The sequence below is a fragment of the Corallococcus aberystwythensis genome, from assembly GCF_003612165.1.
Lineage (GTDB): Bacteria > Myxococcota > Myxococcia > Myxococcales > Myxococcaceae > Corallococcus > Corallococcus aberystwythensis.
Map to the genome: position 1 here is coordinate 49,508 of NZ_RAWK01000005.1, position 22,255 is coordinate 71,762.

Consider the following 22,255-nt stretch of genomic DNA (forward strand, 5'->3'; position numbering starts at 1 on the left):
AACTCGGAGCGGCGTGACTACAGCACCTCTTCGAGGGCGCTCTTCCAGCTGTAGCTCCCGGGCTCCTTGCCCACGATGGAGCTCTTCTCCGGGTCGATGTGGATGGTCAGCACGCTGCCGTCGAGCGAGACCTTGGTGCCTTCCGTCGACAGCCGGCAGACCGTCTTGGTGACGGCTTCCTTCACCGCCGCCTTGCCATCCGGGGTGCGGCAGACTTCGACCAGGGTGCCCACGGCCATCTGGCAGGCGCTCTGGGTCCGGTCCTTCATCGGGTCGAAGGCGGGGTAGGTCGACCGGTCGTAGCTGCTCTTCACGGCCGATCCGCAGGCCTTGTTGACCGCGTCCTCCTTCTTCTTCAGCTCCGTGTCGTAGGTGGCCCAGCCGTTCTTCTGGGCCACGGTGAGCCGTCCGGGCTTCGAGGACTCGTCAGCGATGGCGAGCGAGGCGAACAGGCAGAGACACACGGACGAAATCCGGAACATGAAGGCTCCTGGTGGAAGCGGGGCGCGAGAGTGCGGACCGCCGTTCCTCCAGGGAAGGACCTCCGGGAATTCTTTTGCATTCTTTTCGAGGAAGTCCCCCAGGACCCTCCCCATCGCAAGGCCAGAAGCATCAGCCCAGAGAGACGCATCCCGCTGTTCAGTGAAAGGCATTGCAAGGGTCCAGCGCGGCTAGAACCCGGAGGTGAGGGAAAGAGGGGCTCACGAATTCATCCGGTTGCCGTTCAGTCAATGTCGAGTCCGCGCCGGCTCGTCATCAGAGGGGGGAGCTTTCGTGAACAAGCTTCGGCTGAGGCAGACGTGGCAGGGGATGCACCTCATGAGGGCATTGACCGTACTCCTGTGCATCGGGTTCGCCGGAGGGGGAGGGGAGGCCCTGGCCCAGGCGCCCCACGCCTCGGAAGCACGTCTGGCTTTGGACCCCGCCGGAGGGAGCTGGACCCTCACGGGCACACTCCTCCAGCCCCGCGTCGAGTCCATGGCCGCGCTGTTGCGCGATGGCAGGGTCCTCCTGGTGGGGGGGCACAATCACTCCGGCTACCTGGCCAGCTCCGAACTGTACGACCCGGCCACCGGCTCCTGGAGCGTCACCGGCTCCATGGCCCTGCGCCACTCGGGCGGCGCGATGACGGTGCTGCCCAATGGCAAGGTGCTCGTGGTGGGAGGTTACGACTCCACTGATCTGGCCAGCGCCGAGCTGTATGATCCGGCCACCGGCATCTGGAGCGCCACCGGCCCGATGAGCCGTGCCCGCTGGGGCCACACGGCCACGTTGCTGGCCAATGGCAAGGTGCTCGTGGCGGGAGGGTGGACCGGGTCTGAAGACTATCTCTCCAGCGCGGAGTTGTACGATCCGGCCACCGGCACCTGGAGCGCCACCGGCCCGATGCTCCGTGCCCGCTGGGGCCACACGGCCACGCGGCTGGGCAATGGCAAGGTGCTCGTGGCGGGCGGAAACAGCGGCTACACCTTCGCCCACGCCGAACTGTACGACCCGGACACCGGTACCTGGAGCGCCACCGGAGCACTCTCGACGTCCTCCCTCTTCCACCGTGCGGTGCTGCTGCGAGGGGGCAAGGTGCTCGTGGTGGGCGGAAGCGTGGGCTCGGGCTCCTCGGCCAGGGCCGAGTTGTACGACCCTACCAGTCGCACCTGGACGCTCACGGGCTCAATGGCCCGAGCTCGAGACGACCGCTTCACGCTCACGGTGCTCGCCAATGGCATGGTGCTCGCGGTGGGCGGGCCCACGGACTACTACGGCGGTCTCATCCAGCCCGAGCTGTACGACCCCGTCGCCGGCACCTGGAGCGTCACCGGTGCCATGAACCAGCCCCGCTCCGACCATACGGCCACGCTGCTGGAGGATGGCAGCGTGCTCGTGGCGGGCGGGGTCTCCCGCATCCCCGGCAGCCTCTATGCCGAGGACGCCGAGCTGTACCTGAAGGTGCCGGACACCCTCCTCGGCACGACGCCCCCCACCTCAACCCAGCAGCACGGCGCGAGCTTCACCTTCACCTCCGACGATGTGGGCGCCCGCTTCGAATGCAGCCTGGACTCCGAGGCCTTCAACCCCTGCACCTCGCCCGCCACCTACGACGACCTGGCCGTGGGCGCCCACAACTTCCAGGCGCGTGCGGTGGACGCGTTCGGCCACACGGATGCGACCCCCGCCTCCCATTCCTGGACGGTGGACCAGACGCCGCCAGACACGCTCCTCATCTCCACGCCGGCCGATCCCTCTGGCGCCACGGCCACCTTCAACTTCTCCAGTGAGGAAGGTGCCAGCTTCGAGTGCAGCCTGGACGGTGCGGCCTTCAGCCCCTGCACCTCGCCGGAAACCCTCGTCAACCTGGGCGAAGGCAGCCATGCCTTCCAGGTACGCGCACGGGACGTGGCCGGCAACGTGGATGAATCCCCGGCCTCCCATTCCTGGCGTGTGGACCTGACGCCGCTGGACACCATCCTCACCGGGTTTCCAGCCACCTCCACCCGGCAGCGGAGCGCGAGCTTCACCTTCAAATCCAACAAGGCCGGCGCCCGCTTCGAGTGCAGCCTGGACTATTCATCCTTCGAGGTCTGCACCTCACCGGCCGTCTATGCCTACCTGTTCGAGGGCTCTCACGTCTTCCAGGTGCGCGCCTGGGATGAGGGCTACAACGTGGATGAAACCCCTTCCGTCCATGTCTGGACGGTGAACCTGACGGCCCCGATGACCTACTTCGATTACGGGCCGGCCAATCCCACACAACAGACCGTCGCGACCTTCGGCTTCAGCTCCTACGAGGCCGGTGTCCGCTTCGAGTGCAGCCTGGATGACGCGGCCTTCAGCGCCTGCGTGACGCCCCTGCGCTACAGCGGTCTCGGGGCCGGCACCCACCGCGTCCAGGTGCGCGCGATCGACGCGAACGGCAACGTGAGTGAATACCCGGCCTCCTATTCCTGGACGGTGGACCTGACGGTCCCGGACACCCTCATCACCCTCGCTCCCGAGAGCTCCGGCAGGCAGACCGACGCGATGTTCTACTTCGAATCCACCGAGTGGGATGTCCGCTTCGAATGCCGCCTGGACGGCGCGGCCTTCACCTCGTGCTCCTCGATGGAAGTCTTTTTCAACCTGCGCGAGGGCCCCCACACCTTGCAGGTGCGTGCGCGCGATATGGCGGGCAATGTGGACGCCACGCCGGCGAGCCACTCCTGGACGGTGGACCTGACGGCGCCGACCACGCTCCTCACGTCCGTGCCTGGCAGCCTCAGCAACCAGCCCACGGCCAGCTTCGCGCTGGGGAGCAACGAAGAGAGAGCCCGCTTCGAGTGCAGCCTGGATGGCTCGGACTTCAGCCCCTGCGCGTCGCCGGCCACCTACGCCGAATTGCGCGAAGGTGCCCACACCTTCGAGGCGCGCGCGAAGGATGGGGCCGGCAACGTGGATGCCTCTCCGGCCCGCTACGCCTGGACGGTGGACCTGACCGCGCCCGGCACCACGCTCACCTCCGCTCCGGGCAGCCCGAGCACCCAGTCCATGGCCGTGTTCACGTTCACCAGCTCCGCCGGTGCCAGCTTCGAGTGCAGCCTGGATGGAGCGGAGTTCACGGACTGCACCTCACCGGTCGCCTATGCCAACCTGGCCTCGGGCGCCCACGCCTTCCAGGTGCGCGCGAGAGATGGCGCGGGCAACGCGGACGCCACGCCGGCGAGCCACTCCTGGACGGTCGACCTCCCGCGGGAACCGGCGCCGAAGCCGGAGCCCGATGGACGCGGCGGGTGCTCGGCGGGCCCGGGGGATGCCTCGTGGCTGCTGGCCAGCGTGGCCCTGCTGGCGGTGGCTCCCCGGCGGCGCCGGCTCCCGAGGTAGCCACCGGGGCGGGCCCTGATCAGTCCTGTTTCAGGGTGCTGAACACGGCGGGCAATTCCTTCTCACCCAGGCCCGCGGTGAGGGCCCGCCGGTAGTTCTCCAGCAACTCCTTGGGGAAGCGCGAGCTGATGCGCGCGTCCGTGCTCAGCCGCACGATGTGCTCGAGGGCCGCGACATGGGTGTTGAGGCTGCACTGGTCGCCCGAGAAGTCGTTGCTCTCGATCATTCCCTGCGCGGCGTCGGCGGTGACGGAGATCAAGCCGAGGAAGGAGTTCTTCTGGGCGAGGAACGCCTTCGGGTCCAGGCCTTCGGCCTTGCACATCGCCGCGGCGTGGAGGACCGCCAGGGTGCCTCCGTAGAAGGCCTCCAGGATCGCGCAGTCGAGCGTCGCGGCGGAGCCAATCTTCTCGTCGACGTAGACGGAGTTCTTGGCAATCGCCTGGAGGGCTTCAAGGTGCCGGTCGAAGGTGGCTCGCGACCCTGCGTAGAAGACCGTGGCGTAATCAGTGGCCACGAAGCCAGGGAAGGCGAGGATCGCGGCATCCAGGTAGTCCACGCCGTGGGCCTTCGCCCACTCCAGTCCTCCCCGCGCGTCCGCGGGGGAGCCGCTGGTGAGCTGGACGACCGTCGTCCCAGCCAGCGCCGATGCCACGGGCGCCGAAGCGACCAGCTCGGCGAAGGCGGCGTAGTTGGACAGCGAGACGACCACGAGCTCCCGTCCGGAGACGGCCTCGGTCAGGCTCTCGAACGCGAGGGTGCCACCCCCCACGGCCCTGGCCTTGCCAGGCGTCCTGTTCCAGACCGCGACCTCGTGCCCCGCCGCGGCAAAGGCGCGCGCCAGGGCGCTTCCCATGAGTCCACTGCCAATCACCGCGATCTTCGTCGAACGGCCGGAAGGCATCTTCCATCTCCTGGGGTTCCGAGTACGCACTGGCGTTGAAACCGGCGCATGGGGGAGGAGAGCACAGGGCGGGAGAACTTTTCGCGGGGCCGTGCGTGAAAAGGTGCCACGTCCTTTCCGTCGAGGTTTTCGTGCGTGCCCTCCGCCCGCTGCTCTGCTGCATTGCCTTCGTCCTGTCCTCCACGCCAGCCCTCGCGCAGTACAACAAGGTGGCGGGGGAGAACGCCCCCATGGAGCGCGTCCGCCAGGCGGTGAAGCGCGCTGACGGCACCCAGGAGGTGCGCGAAGTGGTGCGCCCCGCGGCACGCGACGGCTTTGGCAACGCGGGAGGCAGCCAGAATGACCTCGCGGTGGACGGCGCCTTCGAGGGACAGACGGTGGCGGTGCTCCAGTTCTACACGCAGGACTTCAACTTCTCGCTGCCGAAGGCCGCGCTGAAGGAGAAGGGCTTCTCCGTGTACCGGTGGGTCGGGAAGGCGCCCGACCCCAAGGAGCTGCGCAAGGGGCTCCAGAAGGCGTGTCAGCTGTGGATCATCTCCGACTCGACCCGGCGCCTGACGCCCGAGCACGTGAAGGTCATCAAGGAGTTCTTCGACGCGGGACACGGCGTGTACATCTGGGGCGACAACGAGCCCTACTACGCGGACGCCAACGTGGTGGGCGAGGCGCTGCTGGGCACGACCATGCAGGGCAACCTCATGGGCGACCAGACGGTCGGCCTGCGCAAGGACGAGGCGGGGCCGGGGCTGCTGCGCCGGCACCTGCTCACCACCGGCCTGGAGTACCTCTACGAGGGCATCACCATCGCCACCCTTCAGCCGAGCCCCCAGCTCACGCCGCTGCTCCATGGCTCGGCGGGCAACCTGGTGGCGGCCTTCCATGACAACAACGGCAAGCGGGCCATCTTCGACGGTGGCTTCACGCGCCTCTACAACAAGTGGGACACGGCGGGCACCGCGCGCTACGTGAAGAACGCGGCGGCCTGGCTGACCAACGTGGAGCGCTTCGGCGACGCGGTGGTGCGCGCGGACCTGCGCACCCCCCCGGCCCAGAAGCCGTGAGCAGCAGGGCTCAGCGCGCGTAGCGCTCGCGACGCAGCGGGCGCCAGCGGTATGCGCACTCGGTGAGGTGCAGCACCGAGTCCAGCCTCGCGCCTGGGGCGAGCGGACCCTCCTGGAGGTATTCGCAATACAGCTGCACCGGGTGGGCGAAGCGCGCGTTCCAGGGCTCGCGGTCGATGGTCAACACGTAGACGTGCCCGTCGGCCACGCCGAACGCGTCGTAGCACTCGACCAGCGGCTCATGGAGCGCGTCCAGGTCCGGCCACACGCTGCCCTCGGGCGGCCGCGTCCGGGGCGCGGTGTCGAAGACGCCCACCAGCTTCCCTCCGGGGAAGGCGGGCTCCGGGTCCACGCCCACCGTGAGCAGGTCGCCCTCTCGCGCCATCACCATCCGGGCTTCGCCGAACTCGTGGAACTTGAACTCCTTGAGCGCGTTCCCCACGCCGCGCATCACGGGGTCGCTTGTCTCGCTGCGCACGAAGTAGCCGCCGCGCCGCCAGTCACCCTTCGCGTTGCGGTAGCGCACCGCGGCCCGGTAGCTCACTTGATAGAAGCAGACGCCCAGCAGCGGTGACAGTCCCCGGGGGCGCATGTCGCGCAGCGAGGACATCAGCACCTGCACCCAGGCCGTGCCGTGGAAGACCTCGGGCTCCAGCGGCGCGGGCAGCAGCCGCGCGAGGAGGTCCGGGTCCACCGCGTAGTTGACGGAGATGGCCTCCACCCAGTGCGTCTGCACCTGCGTGAGCCACGGCACGGAAGGACATTCCTCCATGCCCTCGGAGCTCGGGCTGGGGTCCTGGGCCCGTGCGAGCGCGGCGTGCGCCTCCCGCAGGGCCTCGTGTCCCGCCGGCGTCAGCACCCACGCGCCGCGCGAGGCCTGCACCTGACCCGCCGCGACGAGCTGCCGCAGCACCGAGGCGGGCTCCCCGATGCCCGCGTCCTTCAGTCGCGCCGTCAGCGCCCCCTCCGTGAGCCCGAGCGGTTCCAGGGCCAGCGCCACCAGGGCCGCGAGTGCCTCCGGGGTCATACCAGCCGGGGCCCCTCGCCCCCGGCGGCGAGCCGTCGGAGCCTGGCGCGGTGGAGCGTCAGGCCGGAGCCGAACTGGACGAGGAACCACAGCCCGCCCAGCAACGCGAACGCATGGGCTTGCATGCGGGTCATCCCCAGCGCGACCCCCGCGAAGAGCGCGGCCATCCCGTACCAGACGCGGCCCATCAGCGCGCCCATGGACGCGAACGACATGGCGAACAGGACGCACGCCACCGCGGGCACGAAGAGCCGGTCCAGCCCGAGCAGCAGGTTGAGCAGCGCCACCAGCACCAGCCCGCCGATGAAGGTCGTCCAGATGGCCCAGATCTGCTGTTCGATGAACGAGCGCACCCCGGCCGTCTGGCCGCGCTTCATCATGAAGATGCTGACGAAGTTGATGAGCAGCAGCACGCTCCAGAGCAGCACGAAGGGGCCCGGGCCACGGTGGCCCGCCTCCCAGAGCCAGTCCGTGGCCAGGAAGCCCCCGCCGTTGGTGAAGGCATGGAGCATCCAGATGGCGCCCCAGTTCTGGAGTGCGGTGTCGTCGCGGGCCTGCGCGACGACCCGGCGCATGAGTTCGAGGGCCTGGGTGGCTTCGGTGCGGTTCATCGTCCGGCGGAGGCTACCGCTTCCGATGGACGCGCACTCCGCACCCTGGCAGGGCTCCCGCGGAAGGGGTTGCACGAAAAGCACGACCGTTCTATGAAGAGGTCATGCGCAAGGGCGAGCTCACCCATCAGACCATCCTGGAGACGGCCGTCCGGCTGGCCAGCCGGGTGGGGCTGCAGGGGCTGAGCATCGGGGGGCTGGCGGAGGAGCTGGGCCTGTCCAAGAGCGGCCTGTTCGCGCACTTCAAGTCCAAGACGGAGCTGCAGGTGCAGGTCCTGGAGGCGGCCTCCGTCGTCTTCACCGAGCGCGTCGTCCGCCCGGCGCTGGGCAAAGCCCGCGGCGAGCCCCGGGTGCGGGCGCTCTTCGACGGCTGGCTCACCTGGGACCGGGACGCGCTGCTCGAGGGCGGCTGCATCTTCGTGGCGGCGGCGGCGGAGCTGGACGACGCGCCCGGACCCGCGCGGGATACGCTGGTCCAGGGGCAGCGGGACTGGCTGGACTGCCTGGCCCAGGCCGCGCGCATCGCCGTGGCGGAGGGGCACTTCCGCGAGGCGCTGGACGTGGAGCAGTTCGCGCACGATCAGTACTCGGTGATGCTGGGCTTCCACCACGCGAAGCGGTTGATGCGGGACCCCCAGGCCGAGGCGCGAGCCCGCCGGGCCTTCGACGCGCTCGTCACCGCCGCGCGCACCCCTACTTCCTGACCCTGTCGTTGCCGTGTCCTTCGAGGAGGACCTCATCATGGCTGAAAATAGCACGAACGTTCGGACGAAAATGGCGCTGTGGGGTGTGCGGGCGGCGGCGCGGAGTCTGGGGGCGGTGGCGCCCGGGCTGGCGGCGGCGTGGTCGGAGCGGTTGTTCCTGACGCCCCAGCGGCCGCGGCGCTCGCGCACGGCGGAGGCGGTGCTGGCGAAAGGACAGCCCCGGGTCTTGAGGGTGGAGGGCGAGAAGGTGGCGGTGTGGAGCTGGGGCGAGGGCCCGCGGGTGCTGCTGGTGCACGGGTGGAGCGGCTACGGCGGGCAGCTCACGGCCTTCGTGCAGCCCCTGGTGGACGCGGGCTTCTCGGTGGTGACGTACGACGCGCCGGGGCACGGGGCATCCTCCGGGCGCACCAGCTCGCTGCCGGAGCTGGCGGGAATGGTGGCGGCGGTGGGACAGGCGACAGGCGGGCCCTACGCGGTGGTGGCGCACTCGTTCGGCGCGGCGGCCACGGCGGTGGCGCTGCGGGACGGGATGAAGGTGGAGCGCGCGGTCTTCCTCTCGCCGCCCGCGGATCCGCTGGCGGGCATCCGGGCCTTCGCGGACACGGTGGGCCTGTCGGAGGCCCAGTGGCAACGGATGGCGGCGCGAATCGAGGCGCGCTTCGACATGCGGCTGGCGGACCTGGCGCTGCCTGCCTTCGCGCCAGGGTTGGACGTGCCGCTGCGCATCTTCCACGACGTGGGGGACCGCGAGGTGCCGCTGGAAGCAGGCGAAGCGGTGGCGCGCGCGTGGCCGGGCGCGAAGCTCACGCGCACGCAAGGACTGGGGCACTTCCGCATTCTCTATGCGCCGGAGGTCCTGTCGCCCGCGGTGGACTTCCTGGCGGAAGGCCGGCCGAGCAACGCCTGGCCCGGGCCGGAGCTGCTGGCGTCGGTGGCGTCCGCGCGAGGGGCGCTGTCACGCGGGGTGCACGGGGGCTGACCAGGAATCCCTGGAACGGATAGAATCCACGACATGCCCGTAACCCGCTCCACCGTGACCAACGAACTGCTCCAGGTGCTGGGCCCTGCCATCAGCCGTGAGCCCCTGTTCGAGACGCTCATCAACATCGGGCTGTTCCTGGGGAATGTCTGGGATTGGAAGGGGCGGGAGAAGATGACCGCAGCGCTGGCCGCGTTGGACGCCGACATGGCCAACCAAGCGAGGCTCGGCCCCAAGCACGTCCTGACGACCGTCCTGACGAACTTCGAGGAGGCCCGGGGCTTCAGCGTCGTCACCGACAACTCCGGGCGGAAGCGGGGCCAGCTCTACTTGAGCTTCCTTCCTCCGGAGCTGTTCCTGGCCCAGCTCCGGGCCGGCTATCATTGGAAGGACCCCACGGTCTCCCCGGAGCACGGCGAGTTCACCCACCGCCTCCAGTGGTACCTGTTGATTCACGCGGGCGTGTTGGGTCAGGGCGTGGCGGCTCGCGACGTGATGGACGTGTGTGGCCGGTACCAACGGACGAAGCCGCCCCTCAACGCCCTGAACCGCGAATCGGAGCGCACCGACCTCTGGGAGATGCTCTTCGATCGCGACACCAAGGACGGCGCCAACAGTTTCCTCTATCCCCTGGCGGATTCAGACGGAGACTTCCGCAATCCCAACAACCTCAATCGCTATCTGCGCGGCGTTTCAAGCCAGGATGACCTGCGGCTCCCCCCGGCGCGGCGCCATGCGCCCCTTCTGCAGGACTTCCTGAAGGCGCGGTTCACGAAGCGCTCCACCTCCCAGGACGCGTACTTCCTCAAGAAGAAGTACCCGGGCAAGTCCGAAGAGGACCTCGATACACAGCAACAGGTCCTCTATTACAAATACGTCATGGCGATGTCCGACGAGGGCATTTCCCAGTTGTGTGGCGTGACGGTCTCCAAGGTCCAGGAGTACGTCAGCGCCACACCCCCCATCCTCTGAGCGCCAGCCGCAGCGGGGGCTGCTCCAGCTTCACCAGCTCGAGCATCGCGTCAGCAGCCAGTCGCAGGACAAGAAGGGCCTCTTCTTCGAAGGCCCCATGGAGCGCCGCGGGCTCGGGCCCCAGCCGGTCCTCACCTCGGTGCCGGACCGCGACAAGGGTGAGCACACCAACGTCTTCCGGACCATGACCGGGGGCGAACCCAGCTCCACGAAGTACCAGCAAAGTCTTGGCACCGCCGACGGGAACACCCCCTACGAAATCCTCCACGGCATGGGCCATGGCGAAGGCGGCAAGAAGACGCAGTCGGCGCAGAACCTGGCCTCGGCCTCCCATGGCGCCAACACGGCCATGATTCCCGCGGACAAGGCCATCTCTGGCAATCCGAACATCCTCGTGGACACGGGCTTCAACGTCCGTCCTGGCACCCACCGCGCCGAGTCCGTGGACCAGATCTTCATCCACAAGGACCGGCACCACGAGCCCATCTTCCAGCAGCGCATCGACGGCGACCTGCCCAAGGTCACCACGAGCCAGTACAAACAACTCCAGAAGCAGACGGAGTTCCTCAAGGACGGCAAGACCCTCGACGCCGCCGTCACCCTGTTGAACTTCAGTGAAGGCGGCGGCAAGAGCTGAGCCTTCGGGGCTCCTGCCGGGGTCAGCCTCCCGAGAGGGTGAGCGACCCCAGCATCCGCCCTCCGCCCTTGTCGAACGGCAAGGCGCTGAGCGCGACCTCGCGGTTCGCCACCACATCGGTGACGTGGATCCTCTCCGGCAGGCTGGAGCGCGAGGGGCGTATCCGCGGGACGCAAGCCCGCGAGGCCCAGGCCGAGCTCTGGCGCTTCTTCGGTATGTCGCTCGTGCCCGGCTACGTGGCGGTGGCCGAGTAGCCGTTCGCGCCACACCGTCGCGGTCCCCCGTAACGGAAAGAGACACACTCCCGGCCCAGGCCCTGCCACGTCCACCCGCGCTGCGGGATGGCAATGATTGGCACGCCTTCTGCTTTGTCCGCGCTCCGCTCTTCCACCATCCCGTGCTGGAAGGGCAGACACCCGCTCTCCGTAAGGGATTCCCTCATGCTGCTCTCTTCCGTGCGAGGCCTTCCTGGCCTTGTTCCCTCGCTGTTGCGTTCGCTGAGTCTGTCTTCGCTGGCGCTCGCAGGCCTGATGTGGGCTCCACCGGTCCAGGCCGAGGAGGAGGAAGCCCGTCCCCCGGCGGCCACCCTCGTGGAACTGTTGGTGGAGGACGGCTCGCTGACGGCGCGCATCCAGTGGTCGGAGCACGCGGAGGATGTCCCTTCGGTCGCGACGCTCGTCTCCTATGACGGCAAGGGGGGCTTCAATGCGGGGGGAGACCTCCACCCGAAGCCCGGTGAGGTGTCGGAGGTGAAGTTGTTTGGCGCGCTGAAGGACCCGTGGGAGACGGGCTGGACGCAGAAACTCGTCCTGTCGGACGACCAGGGACAGCCGCTCTTCACCCAGCCCTATGACGTCAACCTGGACTGCCCCGACGACAAGGGGTGCGACCTCACGGTGGCGCCGGGCTTCGGCTCTCCCGCCGACGACATTCACGAGAGCGAGGAACTGAGCATCGCGCTCGACCAGTTGCGTGAGCAGTATGGCGAGAAGGAGTTCAACCTGCTGGCTGCGATTGAAGAGGACTTCCCGCACCTGCGTGGCGAGGCCCTGGTCTACGCCCGGCAGGTGGTTCCGCGGCTCGAGGTCAAGACCGGGCGGAGAGGCTGCAACTGCACCTGGACGTCGACGAACCAGTACTCCCCGTTCTATCTCATGCCCTCCTCGCACACGTATTACGCCAACGGGGGGCCCCATCCCGGACAGCCGTATGCCCGGCGCTTCGCCGTCAATGACGGACCGGGTTCACTGCACAGCGTGAGCGCATCCTCCAGGTCCAAGATTGACGTGTTCATCAACAAGACCGCCAAGGGAACCAGCCGGCTGGACGCGAAGCTGCGGTGCCTCACCATCGGACCGGGTCTTGATTTCGACGTCCCCGTGCGCCACCTGGGGCAGGTGACGCTCGTGTCCTTCCCGAGCCCCACCTTCATGAACTGCGCTCCGCCATGCATGGCCAGGTTCATCCACATGGGACGCATCCACGGCCAGAAGGTCGCCATGGGCGGCGGCGCCACGGCACAGGAGACGGCCTCCTGGCGCCCGAATGGCCAGCTCTTCCCGGTCCTCAGCCGGTCCACGAGCGCGAGTGCGATGATCAACTCGTTCGACGACTCCCTGACGTACGTCGGTTATTCGAATTACAGCAACTACAACGTCGTGACCGCGACCGGCAAGGTGACCATTTCCACGAGCGCGATCACCGCACAGGCCTCCGTGACCAATGGCTATGCACAGGCGATCCTGGGAACGTTCGAAGGCCAGGGCTGCCCCTCGACGTTCTCCATGCCACCCTACCCAGTCCGTGATTGGGGCACGACGCAGGCCAGCAAGCGGACCAGCCTCATCAAGGGCCTCGAGACGTTCTTCGCGGACAACGGCGTCTTCGTCGAGGTCGAATAGCGAAGCAACGAACCCGACGTGGACGGGGCCGCGGTCCCCGTCCACGTCGGGACGCCGCGTTTGCTCCATACTGGGGGCACGATGCGGCGTGACGCTCCTGGTCTGGTGGTGCTGCCCTCGCGGCTCGCGGGAGTGGAAGGGGTGCGCGTCACGGGGGACACGCGGCTGTGGTCCGGCGTCTCCACACGCTACGGCGTCACGGTGGTCTACGAGGGCGCCTTCGACTTCTGGTACCGCGGATGCGTATGGACGCAGGCCGCAGGCGTGCTGAAGCTGAAGGAACCGGGAGAGGTGCACCGCGACCTGCGCGTGCATGCGCCGGTGACCGCCCAGTCCATGACCCTGGAAGCGCCGGTGGTGGAGGGGGCCGCACGCGAGCTCGGGCTGCGCTCGCCGCCCCACCTGCCCGCGCTCTCCGGCGGCATCGGACGTGCCGAGGCGCTGGCCCTGCACGCGGCATGGAGGGATCCGGGCAGTGACGCGCTCACGCTGCAATGCCTGCTCGCCGGGATGCTCGCGGCGCTGCTGGGCGCGAGCGATAGCGCGTCACCAGAGCCAGTTCCCCGGGCACGCCGCGCGGCGCTGCGTGCACGCGACCTGCTGCACGCCTCGGTCGTGGAAGGTGTCAGCCTGGATGCGCTCGCGGTGGCCTCGGGCGTGGGCCGCTTCCACCTGCTGCGCACCTTCCGTCAGGAGCTCGGACTGACGCCCCATGCCTACCTTACGCACCTGCGCGTCTCGCGAGCGCGCGAACTGCTCGCCCGGGGCGTCCCCGCAGCGCGCGCGGCCCTGGAGGTGGGGCTCTACGACCAGAGCCAGCTGCACCGGCACTTCGTGCGCATCGTCGGCACGAGCCCGGGGGCCTACGCGCGCGCCGTGCGCGGCACGTCAACTTCGCCCAAGAAGGGCGCGCAGCGCGTGCCCCATCCTCGCCGCTGAGCCCGCCGCCGGGTCGGTCCCGCCGCCGGAGCCTCCGCGAGGTCCCGCACCATGCTCCTCTCCCTGTCCCTCCTGGCCGCGCTGCTCGGCGCCGCGCCGACCCCACCGCCGCAGGAGTTCCGCGTCACCTGGCTTGGCCACGCAGGCTTCGAGGTCATCTCGCCCGGAGGCACGCGCCTGCTCATCGACCCCTGGTTGAAGGAGAACCCGCGTGCGCCCGAGGCCTGGAAGGACCTCGCGCGCCTCGCGAAGACACCGCCCGCGGCCATCCTGCTCACGCACTCGCACGGGGACCACGCGCAGGACGTGCACACCCTGGCGCGCCTGAGCGGGGCCCAAGTGGTCGGTACGGGAGAAACGCTGCGCTGGCTCAAGGTGCCGGAGGCTCAGCAGCACACGGTGAACGTCGGCGGCTCCACGCGCATCGGCGACGTCACGGTCCACGCGGTCCCGGCCATGCACTCGTGCGAGCCCGACGGGCGGCCCCTGGGCTACGTCCTGGTGCTTCCCGGTGGGCGCTCGCTCTACCACACGGGCGACACCTGGCTGTTCGGTGACATGGCGCTGGTGCAGGAGCTGCTGCACCCGGACATCGTCCTCCTCAACGTGGGCGGCGGGCGCTACGGCATGGACCCCAAGACCGCTGCGCTCGCAGTGCGCAAATACTTCCGCCCCTCCGTCATCGTGCCCATGCACTTCGGCACCTTCGAGCCGTTGGCGACCGAGGCCCAGGCGCGCGAGGCCCTCGGAAGCGACCCTCGCGTGCGCTGGCTCACCCCGGGGACCGTCACGTCACTCTGAGCGGTGGCGGACTCAGGGCCGGGCGGCTTCCTGGCTGCCTGCCCTCCGCTCACCCCAGGGGCCGGCTCGCGCTGGCGGGCGATGGGCGCCTTCCAGGAGAGCGTGCCCATCCGCATTTCTAGGGAGTTGGCGGCGGAGCTGAGCCGGCGCAGGAGGGTCTCCATGCGGCTGTCACGTGGGTCGCGCGATGGCGCGATGTTCCTCATCGGGCTGGGACTGGGGCTGGGCCTCCGGTCCCTGGTGGACGCTGTTTCAAGGCGCACCGGGAGGACGGTGGGGCAGGGGAGCCCCGCGGATCCGCCGATGGGAGGACCCGCGGAGAGCTGGCGCGGAAGCGGGCTGGCCGAAGACGTGGGGACGGATGCGTCCTCCACGGGCCAGAGCGGCGAGGACCCGGATCGCGAGCGGAAGATGCGCGAAGCGGAGCGGCTGCTCGGGCTTCCCGCGCTCTGAGGTCCCCCCCTTTAAACCTCTGCCCAGGGCACTGGCGCTTCGCCCTCTACCAGGTCTTCGCCGCGGCGAGCACCTCGTTGAAGTCCATGCCGTTGACCCGCATCACCGCGAGCCAGTTGATGGGCCCCACGACGTCGAAGACGAGGCCCTTGCCGCCAGTGGCTTCGACGATGCTGGCCCCCGCTGTGTTACCCGTGCCGACGCCGTAGACGATGCCCGAGCCCGCGAGCTCCACGCTCGCGAGACCCACGCCGAAGTTGTTGTCTCCCACGGACGCCGCCACGTGGTACCGGCCATCGGGAACCTGGAGCCGGAACCTTGCTCCGGTCTGCATCGTCAGCACGAAGCTGGCGAGGCGCGCATCCTGGGTGCCCTTGCGGTCGCCTCGAGTCTGGAGACCGACCGCGTCCTGCCAGCCCCAACCGCGGGTCGCGTTGAAGGCGGAGTCGTCGGCCACCGCCCAGCCCGTCACCATCGGCGGTCCAGGAGGCTGGAAGTTCAGCGCGATCAGCTCCTGGGTCGCTCGCGGGATGACCTCGAGGGTCGCCTGGGCATCCACCGTCCCGACCTTCGCGTGGAGCGTCGTCGTTCCCTCCGACACTCCCCTGACCGTGCCGTCGGCCACCGTGGCGATTGACGCGCCGCCGGAGCTCCAGGTGGCCTCGCAGGTGACGTCGCGGGTGAAGAGGTCGGCGCCGCGGTGGTAGGAGCCGACGGCCGTGAGGCCCGCCGTCCCGCCGCGAGCCACCGTGAGCGTCGACGATGGCTGAATCGTCAACGCATCGAGCACGACGTCGCCCGTCATCGGCACCACTTCGATGACCCGGGCGCCCACCAGCCCGCGCCGGGTGAGGGGGTCGGTGTAGCTGGCCTGCAGCCGGGCCCGGCCCGGGTTGATGGCCCGGAAGGTGCCGTCCTCATCCAGGGTCGCCACCTCCGGGTCGAGCGAGCTGAACGTGATTCCCGAGGTGGGGACGACCGAGGTTCCGTCCTGGAACACCGCCGTCACCCCCAGCTTGCCGGTCGAGTTCGCCTCGACCTTCGCGTCAGGCGCCGTCACGTCGATGCGCCGCAACAGGCGAGCAGGTCGCGGATCGAGCCGGTAGACGAAGACAGGGGTGTCGACGGTATTGACCACCACGAAGACATTCAGGCTCGGCACGTAGCGGAACCGCCCGAACGTCCCGTTCATGTTGGCCGGTCCGGGCACCACCGTGCCCAGCGCCGCACGCTTCGTCCAGACGCGGGTGTCGAGGTTCAGCGTGTAGATGTCCCCGCCCCCGTTCCATGCCACGAGCTGATCAGTCACCGGGTCGTAGTCGACGCCGGGATTTCCCACCGCTTCAATCTCCCGCGCGCCCGTGGTCGCCAGCCGCGTGCGCTTCGGAACGAACTTCCCCAGCGCGTCGATGGTCCAGGTGTCGGTGGAGCCCTGACCGACCTCGACGTACAGCTTGCGCCGGGGATCGACGACCGCGTTCTTGTAATAGCCGAGTTGATCCGCCTCGCCGCGGATGGTCCACCTGCCGGTGGCGGGATCCCAGACCGACACCGCCTCCGCGCCGGAGTGGTACCAGAGGACGCGGGTGTTGGGGTCGTAGGCGGAATTGGCGCCGGTGCGCGTCCCGAGCTGTGGCAGCTCGGGGTGATTCTCCCAGCGCCCGGTGTCGAGGTTGAGCGCTGTCTGAGGCCAGCCATCCCAACCGATCGCGAGGAACCGGTCGAAGGGCGGAGGCAGGTATTCGAGCCCATCGTAGGTGTGGATGGCGCAATTGACGCCCAGCGCCCGGTCGGGACACTCCGCTCCGGGGCTCACCGGATCCGGGTCGGTCAGGCGGACCCACGCGCCCGTCCGCAGATCGAAGCCGTAGATTTCGTTGCCGTAGTAACCGTTGTGCCCGCCGCCGGTGATGTAGAGCCGGTCGCGTTGGGTGTCGAGGGCACCACTCGACCAGTCGTTCATGATTCCGCTGATGCCCTCGCCCCAGCCGAGCCACGGATGCATCGCGGGGGAGAGGGCCGCGGCCCGCAGGTTCGAATTCGGGAGCTCGTACCAGTGCCCCGGCGCCAACCCGGAGAGCGCATCGGGGGGTGGGTTCGGAATCGTCACCGTCACCGGATTGGACGGAAGACTCTCTCCCCCTTCGTCGGTGAGCGCCGTGACGGTGTACGTGTACGTCTCGCCCGGGACGACCGGGCGGTGGGCGAAGGCCGGCCGCTCGACCTGCCCGGCCTGCCCCGCCCCCAGCAACACGCGGTAGCGCTTGACCGAGGCGGTCGTCGACGGCGCCCACGTCAGGGAGACTTCGAAGGGGGAGACGCTCGCCGCGACGAGTTGCGTGGGCGCGGCGGGCAGCGCGCGCCTCGGAGCGCAGGCGCTGGCACCAGCGTCGGCACCTGCATCGGCACCTGCGTCGGTTCCCGCATCCGCTTCCGCGACAACTCCGCCGTCATCCGGCGAAGTGGAACCGCCGGAACAGCCGGCTGAGCCCAGAATCAACACACCGAGGACAAGGCTTCGAACGAGCGAGGGAGGGGGCATCTGTGTCCAGTCCTGTTGGGGGGGGCACCGCGGTACTGACTCAGCTCCTCACGACGCCGTCGAAGACGCCGTAGCCGCCCGGGATGAAGAAGTCCTTTCCGGGCACGAGCCCATAGGCGCGGAGCACCGTCGCCGCGACGTCCTGCGAGGTCGGCGTCCGCGTCGCGATGTCCCCGGACTCCTCGACGAGCCTCACCGGAATGCCCATGGGCGAGCCGTCCATCCTCTCGTCGTAGCCGCCGATCATCTGGTTCCCCTGGATGCCGCCTCCCACCAGGAGGGCACACGTCGCGGGGTGGTGGTCGCTGCCCACCTTGGGGAACGTCCGCCCGAAGTCGCTGTAGACGTACACGAGCGTCTCATCCAGCAGCGAACGCGACGGGTCCGAGCGGCTCGGCGTCAGGCTCATCTCCAGGCACATGCGCCCCACCATCTCCATGGCGATGCGCAGGTACTGGGCATGCACGATCTGGCCGTTGACGAAGTGGGAGTCGAAGGTGAAGCCCTCGATGCTCGTTGCCCGCAGGTTGACGGTCGACACCAGGTCGGACTTCAGCAACTGGAGCGCGAACGCATAGTCCCCCATCGACGGCATCGTGCCGCAGGCATCCGCATAGCCGGTGCAGGCCATCCAGTCCTCGGGATACGCGGGGTCGGCCTTGAGCTTCTCCCAGGCGGGCGTCTTCTCCAGCACCGACAGCATGTCCCGGCGAATCGTGCGACTGGCGCCCTTGTACGTGTCGTAGAGCTGCTCCAGGTACCCGTCCGTTCCGGCGCTGGAGGTGCCTCGCTCGCGGCGCACCGCCTTGAGCAGGGCCGAGTCCACCGCCGTCGCGGGCACCGTGCCGGACATGGGCGTGCCATCGAAGGCGAGGTCCGGCTCGTCCTTGCGCGCGCGCAGGCCGTACCACGTGCCGTCTCGCCGGTCGGAGAGCGTGGGCTCCACGCTCGCGCTGGAGGAGAGCAGCGTCGGGTTCGCCAGCGCGGGCAGCCCGAGCGCCATCGGCAGCGGCCCACCCAGGGCGACATTGGGCAGGGGCCGGTCCGGGAAGCGTGACGCCATCGCGTTGGCCACGACGGCCTGCACCGACGGAGCCCGGAAGGTGGAGCCGGCGACACCGGACATGCTCGCGATGAGGCCGCTCGCGTGCGCCGCCGTCCCCTGGTCTGCTCCCACCAGCAGCACCGCCTTCTCGTAGAGCTTGTAGGCCGGGTTGGCCCACACGTACCCCTCCGGGCGGTAGACCTGGGCGTTGCCGACGACGGGGTTGTTCCCGTTCCTGTCCGCGGGATTGGACCAGTTCCAGTAGACGGGCACGCGCAGCTTGCGCGCGGGCCCGGGGGACATCAGGTCCACCGGAGAGCGGTCCAGGTGCTCCACCTGCTCGGGGTTGTACCCGTAGGCGTAGTTGCCTCCCTGCGCGGGAGGGATGAACTTCTGGATGCCCGCGCGGGTCATCGGCGCGAAGAAGGACTCCCAATGGAGTCCGCCCACCAGCCAGATGGCCAGCATCTTCGTGGGCCGGCCCGACGCCGACTGCGCCATCGCCGACGGCAGGCCATACCGCGCCAGCAGCCCGGCGTGCGCGGCCCCGAAGGCCGCTTGAAAGAGATTGCGACGAGAGAGCTTCATGGCGGGCCTCAGTAGAAGATCCAGTGCGGGTGGCGGATGAAGTACGAGCAGACCCCCACGTAGGCGGGCTCGGTGTCAGTCGGCGTCGCGAGCGGCACGAAGACGTCCGTGTACAACTCGCCCACCTGCGCGTCGGTGAAGCGCTCTCCCAGGAAGTGGAGCGACCAGCGCTTCAGCGTGGCCTTGACGTCGGCCGGGTCCGCCGTGCGCGCCGCGCCATTCGGGAACAGCGCCGTGTTGTCCAGCCTGGCCAGGGCCTTCCGGCACCAGCGCTGGGAGACCTGCGTCAGCGTCAGGGCCAGCGTGGGCGAAGGGGTCCGGTCCGCGGAGACCTGGTTCATCACCGAGCCTCCCCCCAGCCCATGGTAGCGCTCGCCGCTGATGTACTGCCGGGGAGCGGGGATGGCGTCCGGCGACTGGAGCGGGAGGTACTCCTCGCCGCGGGACTCCGCCATGTCGAAGCCGAACTCCTTCGCATTGACGAAGAAGTCGTCGTACCCCAGCCCGAGCTGCTGGTAGAGCGCGCGCTGCATCTGCTCCGCGCTCATGCGGGTGATGCGCGGGGCGTCGCGGTCCGGCCGGGCATCGCGCTGCTGCGTGCCGAGCCCCTGAATCCAGGCTCGCACCGCCTCCACGGTGAGCTTCGCGGTGCCCTCCGAGACGAGCTGCGCGTAGGTCTTCTGGCCGATGGGCATCTGCTTGAAGGCGCCGGTTCCCCGGCCCTCCAGCAGCCGCAGCAGCTCGCTTCCGTCGGGGTCGCCGGCCTTCACCAGCCGCGCATCCGCGACGAGCAGGTCCTGGAAGGCCTCCACCGAGGCGAAGTAGCCGCGCGCGCCCTGTGCATGGCAGCCCTCGCAGTGCGGTTTGAGGCCCTCCATGACGCGCAGGGTCTCCGAGGTCGCCGGCGTGCCGCACGCCGACTGCGTCTGGGAGCGGGGGGTGGACGGCGTCACCTCCGAGTTACAGGCGGCCATCCAGGGGAGTACGAGGAGCCATGCGTAGCGGTTCATGTCAGCGCCCCCTCTGGAAGAGGTCCGACTGCGTGAGTGCCTTGACGTACGGGCGGGCCTTGCGGCCCCCTGAGATGAAGCGCGCCACCTGGTCCTCCAGGTAGCCCGCCTCCTTCGCCGGGTCGATGTCCCGCCCCATCACCTGCGCGTGCAGGTGACGCACGACACACCGGTCGAACGAGCCCGAGGCGACGATGAGCTTGGCGAAACCCAGCGGCCCCACCGTCCCGTCACTCGTCTGGCCCAGCAGGCTCTGCTCCGCCGGGAGGAAGTCGATGAAGACGGCCTCCGGATTCGCGTCGGCCTGGGCCTGCGTGACGGGTGTCAGCAGCGTGTCCGGCATGTACCAGCGGTTCCAGTGGCTGAACGGGTCCGAGTGATAGGGGTACTCGCCGGTGCGCCACCGCGCGGGCCAGTGCCACACCTTGCCCACACCCGGCATCGGGTAGGTCGCGCCATGGCCCTCGAAGCCGTGCCCCATCTTCGCGAAGCGCTTGAAGTGGATGGCCGCGGGGTCCAACCGGCGGTGGCAGTGCTGGCAGGTCCCCTCCGTGCCCGGGTCCCTCTTGTACTCGTTGAACTCCTGCCCCTGCGGCGGGGAGAGCTCCTCGCAGGCCAGCATCTCCAGCGCCCGCGCGCCGCGCACGCGCTCGCGGGGGTAGGCGCTGAGGAAGCCGAGGCTGGTGAGCATGCCCGCGGCGGGGATGCCCTTCATGGCCGTGGACTGCGTGCGCGGATCGTACCGGTAGTCTCGCTCCTCCAGGAAGAAGGGGTTGCGGGCCGGCACGGAGTACTCGCGCCAGGCCGTCGGGTCGCCCTGGCGGTGGCCGGGGTCGACCGGTGCGCTGGCGAAGCGCGACGGTCTCCACCAGGAGTCGTCCTCGAGCAGGTACGTCAACTCGCCGGCGAGGCCCTGCATGACGTAGGCGGCCTGCAGGCGCGTGGGGCCCACGGAGTAGTTGCCGAGGATGAGGTCCGTCATCGGCCGGTCGTGCCAACCGAGGTGCGCGAACAGTCGGGCGGGTTCCTCGGCGACGAGTCGCCGCTGCCCTTGTGGACTGTGAAGCCCGTAGTCCTCCCAGCCCGGATAGCTCCCTGTGTCGGCGTGGCAGCGCGCGGCGGCGGGCCCGCAGCCACAGTTCGCGACGGGGCCCGCGGTGGCGCAGTTCACCGTCACCGGGAAGCCGCTCGCGTCGTAGGTCTGCCCCGTGGGCGACACGCTCGCCGCGAAGCCCACCAGCACCGTCGTAGCGCCCGGGGCCCACCACGACTCGAGGGTGCGCTCCTCCGCGGGCGTGCCATCCGGCTTCAGGCCGTGACAGGCATCCTTGTCGTCGCGGAAGTACTTCCACGCTCCAGCCTTCGGCGTGCCTTCGGGGCACCGGACGATGGAGCGCTGCTGCTGCAGGCCATACTCCGGCGGATCCGCCGACGGCCCCACGGGCGGGATGTTGAACCAGTCCCGCGCCGTCTCGAACAGCGTCCGGTAGAAGGTGGGCTCCTGGAGCGTCCGGTCCACGAAGGTGGAGACGTAGGCGCGCTGCGCGGCCTCGTTCCCGGCGGCCTCCAGCGCGGCGTACTCCTCATCCGTCGGAGGCTCGCCTCTCAGCGCCAGCGCGCTGCGCCGCAGCAGGCGGCTGGGGACGAGCACGTCGGCCGGCACGCCCGCGTCGGAGCCATCCTCGGGCGGGGGCTCGACGCAGCCGGCATCCTCGCCATTCGGAGTGGGTCTCGCGGGCCCGATATTGCCGGAGCAGCCCAGCCAGAAAAGGAACGGTAGGAGCCACAGCAGCGCGCACGCGTCTCGCGCGGTGGCCAGCCCTGGGGGAGGGAGCTTTCGATGGGGCATCCGCAGCCCTTTGGCAAGTCACATGCCGTGGGGCATTCACGCGAACGCTCCGAGTGTGCAGGGGGCAGTTTCCAAGTTCCTGCGCCGTGGCGTAACGGGGAGTGTCCACCACAGCTTGAGGTCCGCGCGCTACATCCGACGCACGTTCTGGCATGTGGACTCCGTGCGCGAGAGAGGCGGGAGTTCTCTTGCATTCTTTCTCGCTGAAGCCGTGCGTTCCGTCAGGACGCGCACGCGTGTCCAGGCAACGCGTCATCCCTTGTTTCATCCCTGGGTTCCCCAGGCGTGCGCTCTCACGCCGCGCCTGAACGCGCGCTGGCACGTTCCACGCAAAGTCCTGGGCCGCGCGCCGCTGATCACGGGCGCCCATTGAATCCCCTCCC

At 69.2% G+C, this 22,255-nt stretch carries 19 protein-coding genes; 11 read left to right on the forward strand and 8 right to left on the reverse strand.

The features are described 5' to 3' along the window. Nucleotides 1-17: 17 nt before the first annotated feature. Complete coding sequence (locus D7W81_RS01480) at nt 18-482, reverse strand: hypothetical protein (protein WP_120553503.1); 465 nt, start codon at nt 480-482, stop codon at nt 18-20. Between the two features lie 337 nt (nt 483-819). Between D7W81_RS01480 and D7W81_RS01485 the strand changes: the two genes are divergently transcribed. Beyond that, a complete protein-coding gene (locus D7W81_RS01485; protein ID WP_158621389.1) occupies nt 820-3,852 on the forward strand; it encodes a Kelch repeat-containing protein in 3,033 nt (1,010 codons plus the stop codon). 19 nt (nt 3,853-3,871) lie between these two features. On the opposite strand, the gene D7W81_RS01490 is transcribed toward D7W81_RS01485, so the two are convergent. Next, the gene (locus D7W81_RS01490; RefSeq protein WP_120553505.1) at nt 3,872-4,753 is read right to left on the reverse strand and encodes an NAD(P)-dependent oxidoreductase; all 882 of its coding nucleotides are present in this window, start codon (nt 4,751-4,753) and stop codon (nt 3,872-3,874) included. Between the two features lie 131 nt (nt 4,754-4,884). Between D7W81_RS01490 and D7W81_RS01495 the strand changes: the two genes are divergently transcribed. Then, the gene (locus tag D7W81_RS01495; protein WP_120553506.1) at nt 4,885-5,814 is read left to right on the forward strand and encodes a hypothetical protein; all 930 of its coding nucleotides are present in this window, start codon (nt 4,885-4,887) and stop codon (nt 5,812-5,814) included. A gap of 10 nt (nt 5,815-5,824) precedes the next feature. Here the strand turns inward: D7W81_RS01495 and D7W81_RS01500 are convergent, their stop codons facing one another. Continuing rightward, the gene (locus tag D7W81_RS01500; protein WP_120553507.1) at nt 5,825-6,841 is read right to left on the reverse strand and encodes a DUF2071 domain-containing protein; all 1,017 of its coding nucleotides are present in this window, start codon (nt 6,839-6,841) and stop codon (nt 5,825-5,827) included. After that, nucleotides 6,838-7,452: a hypothetical protein gene (locus D7W81_RS01505; protein ID WP_120553508.1), complete on the reverse strand. Its 615-nt coding sequence runs from the start codon at nt 7,450-7,452 to the stop codon at nt 6,838-6,840. The genes D7W81_RS01500 and D7W81_RS01505 overlap by 4 nt, the downstream gene beginning before the upstream one ends. A 104-nt stretch (nt 7,453-7,556) precedes the next feature. Here D7W81_RS01505 and D7W81_RS01510 point away from each other — a divergent pair, with 104 nt between their 5' ends. The 9 genes from D7W81_RS01510 (at nt 7,557) to D7W81_RS01550 (ending at nt 14,838) form a co-directional block, all read left to right on the forward strand. Beyond that, nucleotides 7,557-8,156, forward strand: a complete 600-nt coding sequence (locus D7W81_RS01510) for a TetR/AcrR family transcriptional regulator (RefSeq protein ID WP_120553509.1) — start codon at nt 7,557-7,559, stop codon at nt 8,154-8,156. Between the two features lie 37 nt (nt 8,157-8,193). Further along, nucleotides 8,194-9,135: an alpha/beta hydrolase gene (locus tag D7W81_RS01515; RefSeq protein ID WP_120553524.1), complete on the forward strand. Its 942-nt coding sequence runs from the start codon at nt 8,194-8,196 to the stop codon at nt 9,133-9,135. Between the two features lie 33 nt (nt 9,136-9,168). After that, entirely contained in the window at nt 9,169-10,107 is a 939-nt protein-coding gene (locus tag D7W81_RS01520) for a LirA/MavJ family T4SS effector (protein WP_120553510.1), read from the forward strand. Between the two features lie 97 nt (nt 10,108-10,204). Further along, nucleotides 10,205-10,744, forward strand: a complete 540-nt coding sequence (locus tag D7W81_RS01525; RefSeq protein ID WP_244226909.1) for a hypothetical protein — start codon at nt 10,205-10,207, stop codon at nt 10,742-10,744. A gap of 38 nt (nt 10,745-10,782) precedes the next feature. After that, nucleotides 10,783-10,998, forward strand: coding sequence for a hypothetical protein (locus tag D7W81_RS43205; protein WP_244226910.1), 216 nt, complete (start codon nt 10,783-10,785; stop codon nt 10,996-10,998). A 186-nt stretch (nt 10,999-11,184) separates the two neighbouring features. Further along, nucleotides 11,185-12,645, forward strand: a complete 1,461-nt coding sequence (locus D7W81_RS01535) for a hypothetical protein (RefSeq protein WP_147445310.1) — start codon at nt 11,185-11,187, stop codon at nt 12,643-12,645. A gap of 81 nt (nt 12,646-12,726) precedes the next feature. Then, nucleotides 12,727-13,584, forward strand: a complete 858-nt coding sequence (locus D7W81_RS01540; protein WP_120553512.1) for a helix-turn-helix domain-containing protein — start codon at nt 12,727-12,729, stop codon at nt 13,582-13,584. A gap of 51 nt (nt 13,585-13,635) precedes the next feature. Continuing rightward, complete coding sequence (locus D7W81_RS01545; RefSeq protein ID WP_120553513.1) at nt 13,636-14,385, forward strand: metal-dependent hydrolase; 750 nt, start codon at nt 13,636-13,638, stop codon at nt 14,383-14,385. A 162-nt stretch (nt 14,386-14,547) separates the two neighbouring features. Further along, on the forward strand, nt 14,548-14,838 hold the full coding sequence (locus tag D7W81_RS01550) for a hypothetical protein (RefSeq protein WP_147445311.1): 291 nt from the start codon (nt 14,548-14,550) through the stop codon (nt 14,836-14,838). Between the two features lie 46 nt (nt 14,839-14,884). Here D7W81_RS01550 and D7W81_RS01555 read toward each other — a convergent pair whose 3' ends face one another. The 4 genes from D7W81_RS01555 to D7W81_RS01570 are packed head-to-tail and all read right to left on the reverse strand — an operon-like array spanning nt 14,885 to nt 21,872. After that, complete coding sequence (locus D7W81_RS01555; protein ID WP_438503345.1) at nt 14,885-17,380, reverse strand: fibronectin type III domain-containing protein; 2,496 nt, start codon at nt 17,378-17,380, stop codon at nt 14,885-14,887. A gap of 40 nt (nt 17,381-17,420) precedes the next feature. Further along, a complete protein-coding gene (locus D7W81_RS01560) occupies nt 17,421-19,013 on the reverse strand; it encodes a DUF1501 domain-containing protein (protein ID WP_120553516.1) in 1,593 nt (530 codons plus the stop codon). Between the two features lie 8 nt (nt 19,014-19,021). Next, nucleotides 19,022-20,023 (reverse strand): hypothetical protein, encoded by a 1,002-nt coding sequence (locus D7W81_RS01565; RefSeq protein ID WP_120553517.1) that lies wholly within the window; start codon nt 20,021-20,023, stop codon nt 19,022-19,024. A gap of 1 nt (nt 20,024) precedes the next feature. Next, nucleotides 20,025-21,872: a hypothetical protein gene (locus tag D7W81_RS01570; protein WP_120553518.1), complete on the reverse strand. Its 1,848-nt coding sequence runs from the start codon at nt 21,870-21,872 to the stop codon at nt 20,025-20,027. Between the last annotated feature and the right edge of the window lie 383 nt (nt 21,873-22,255).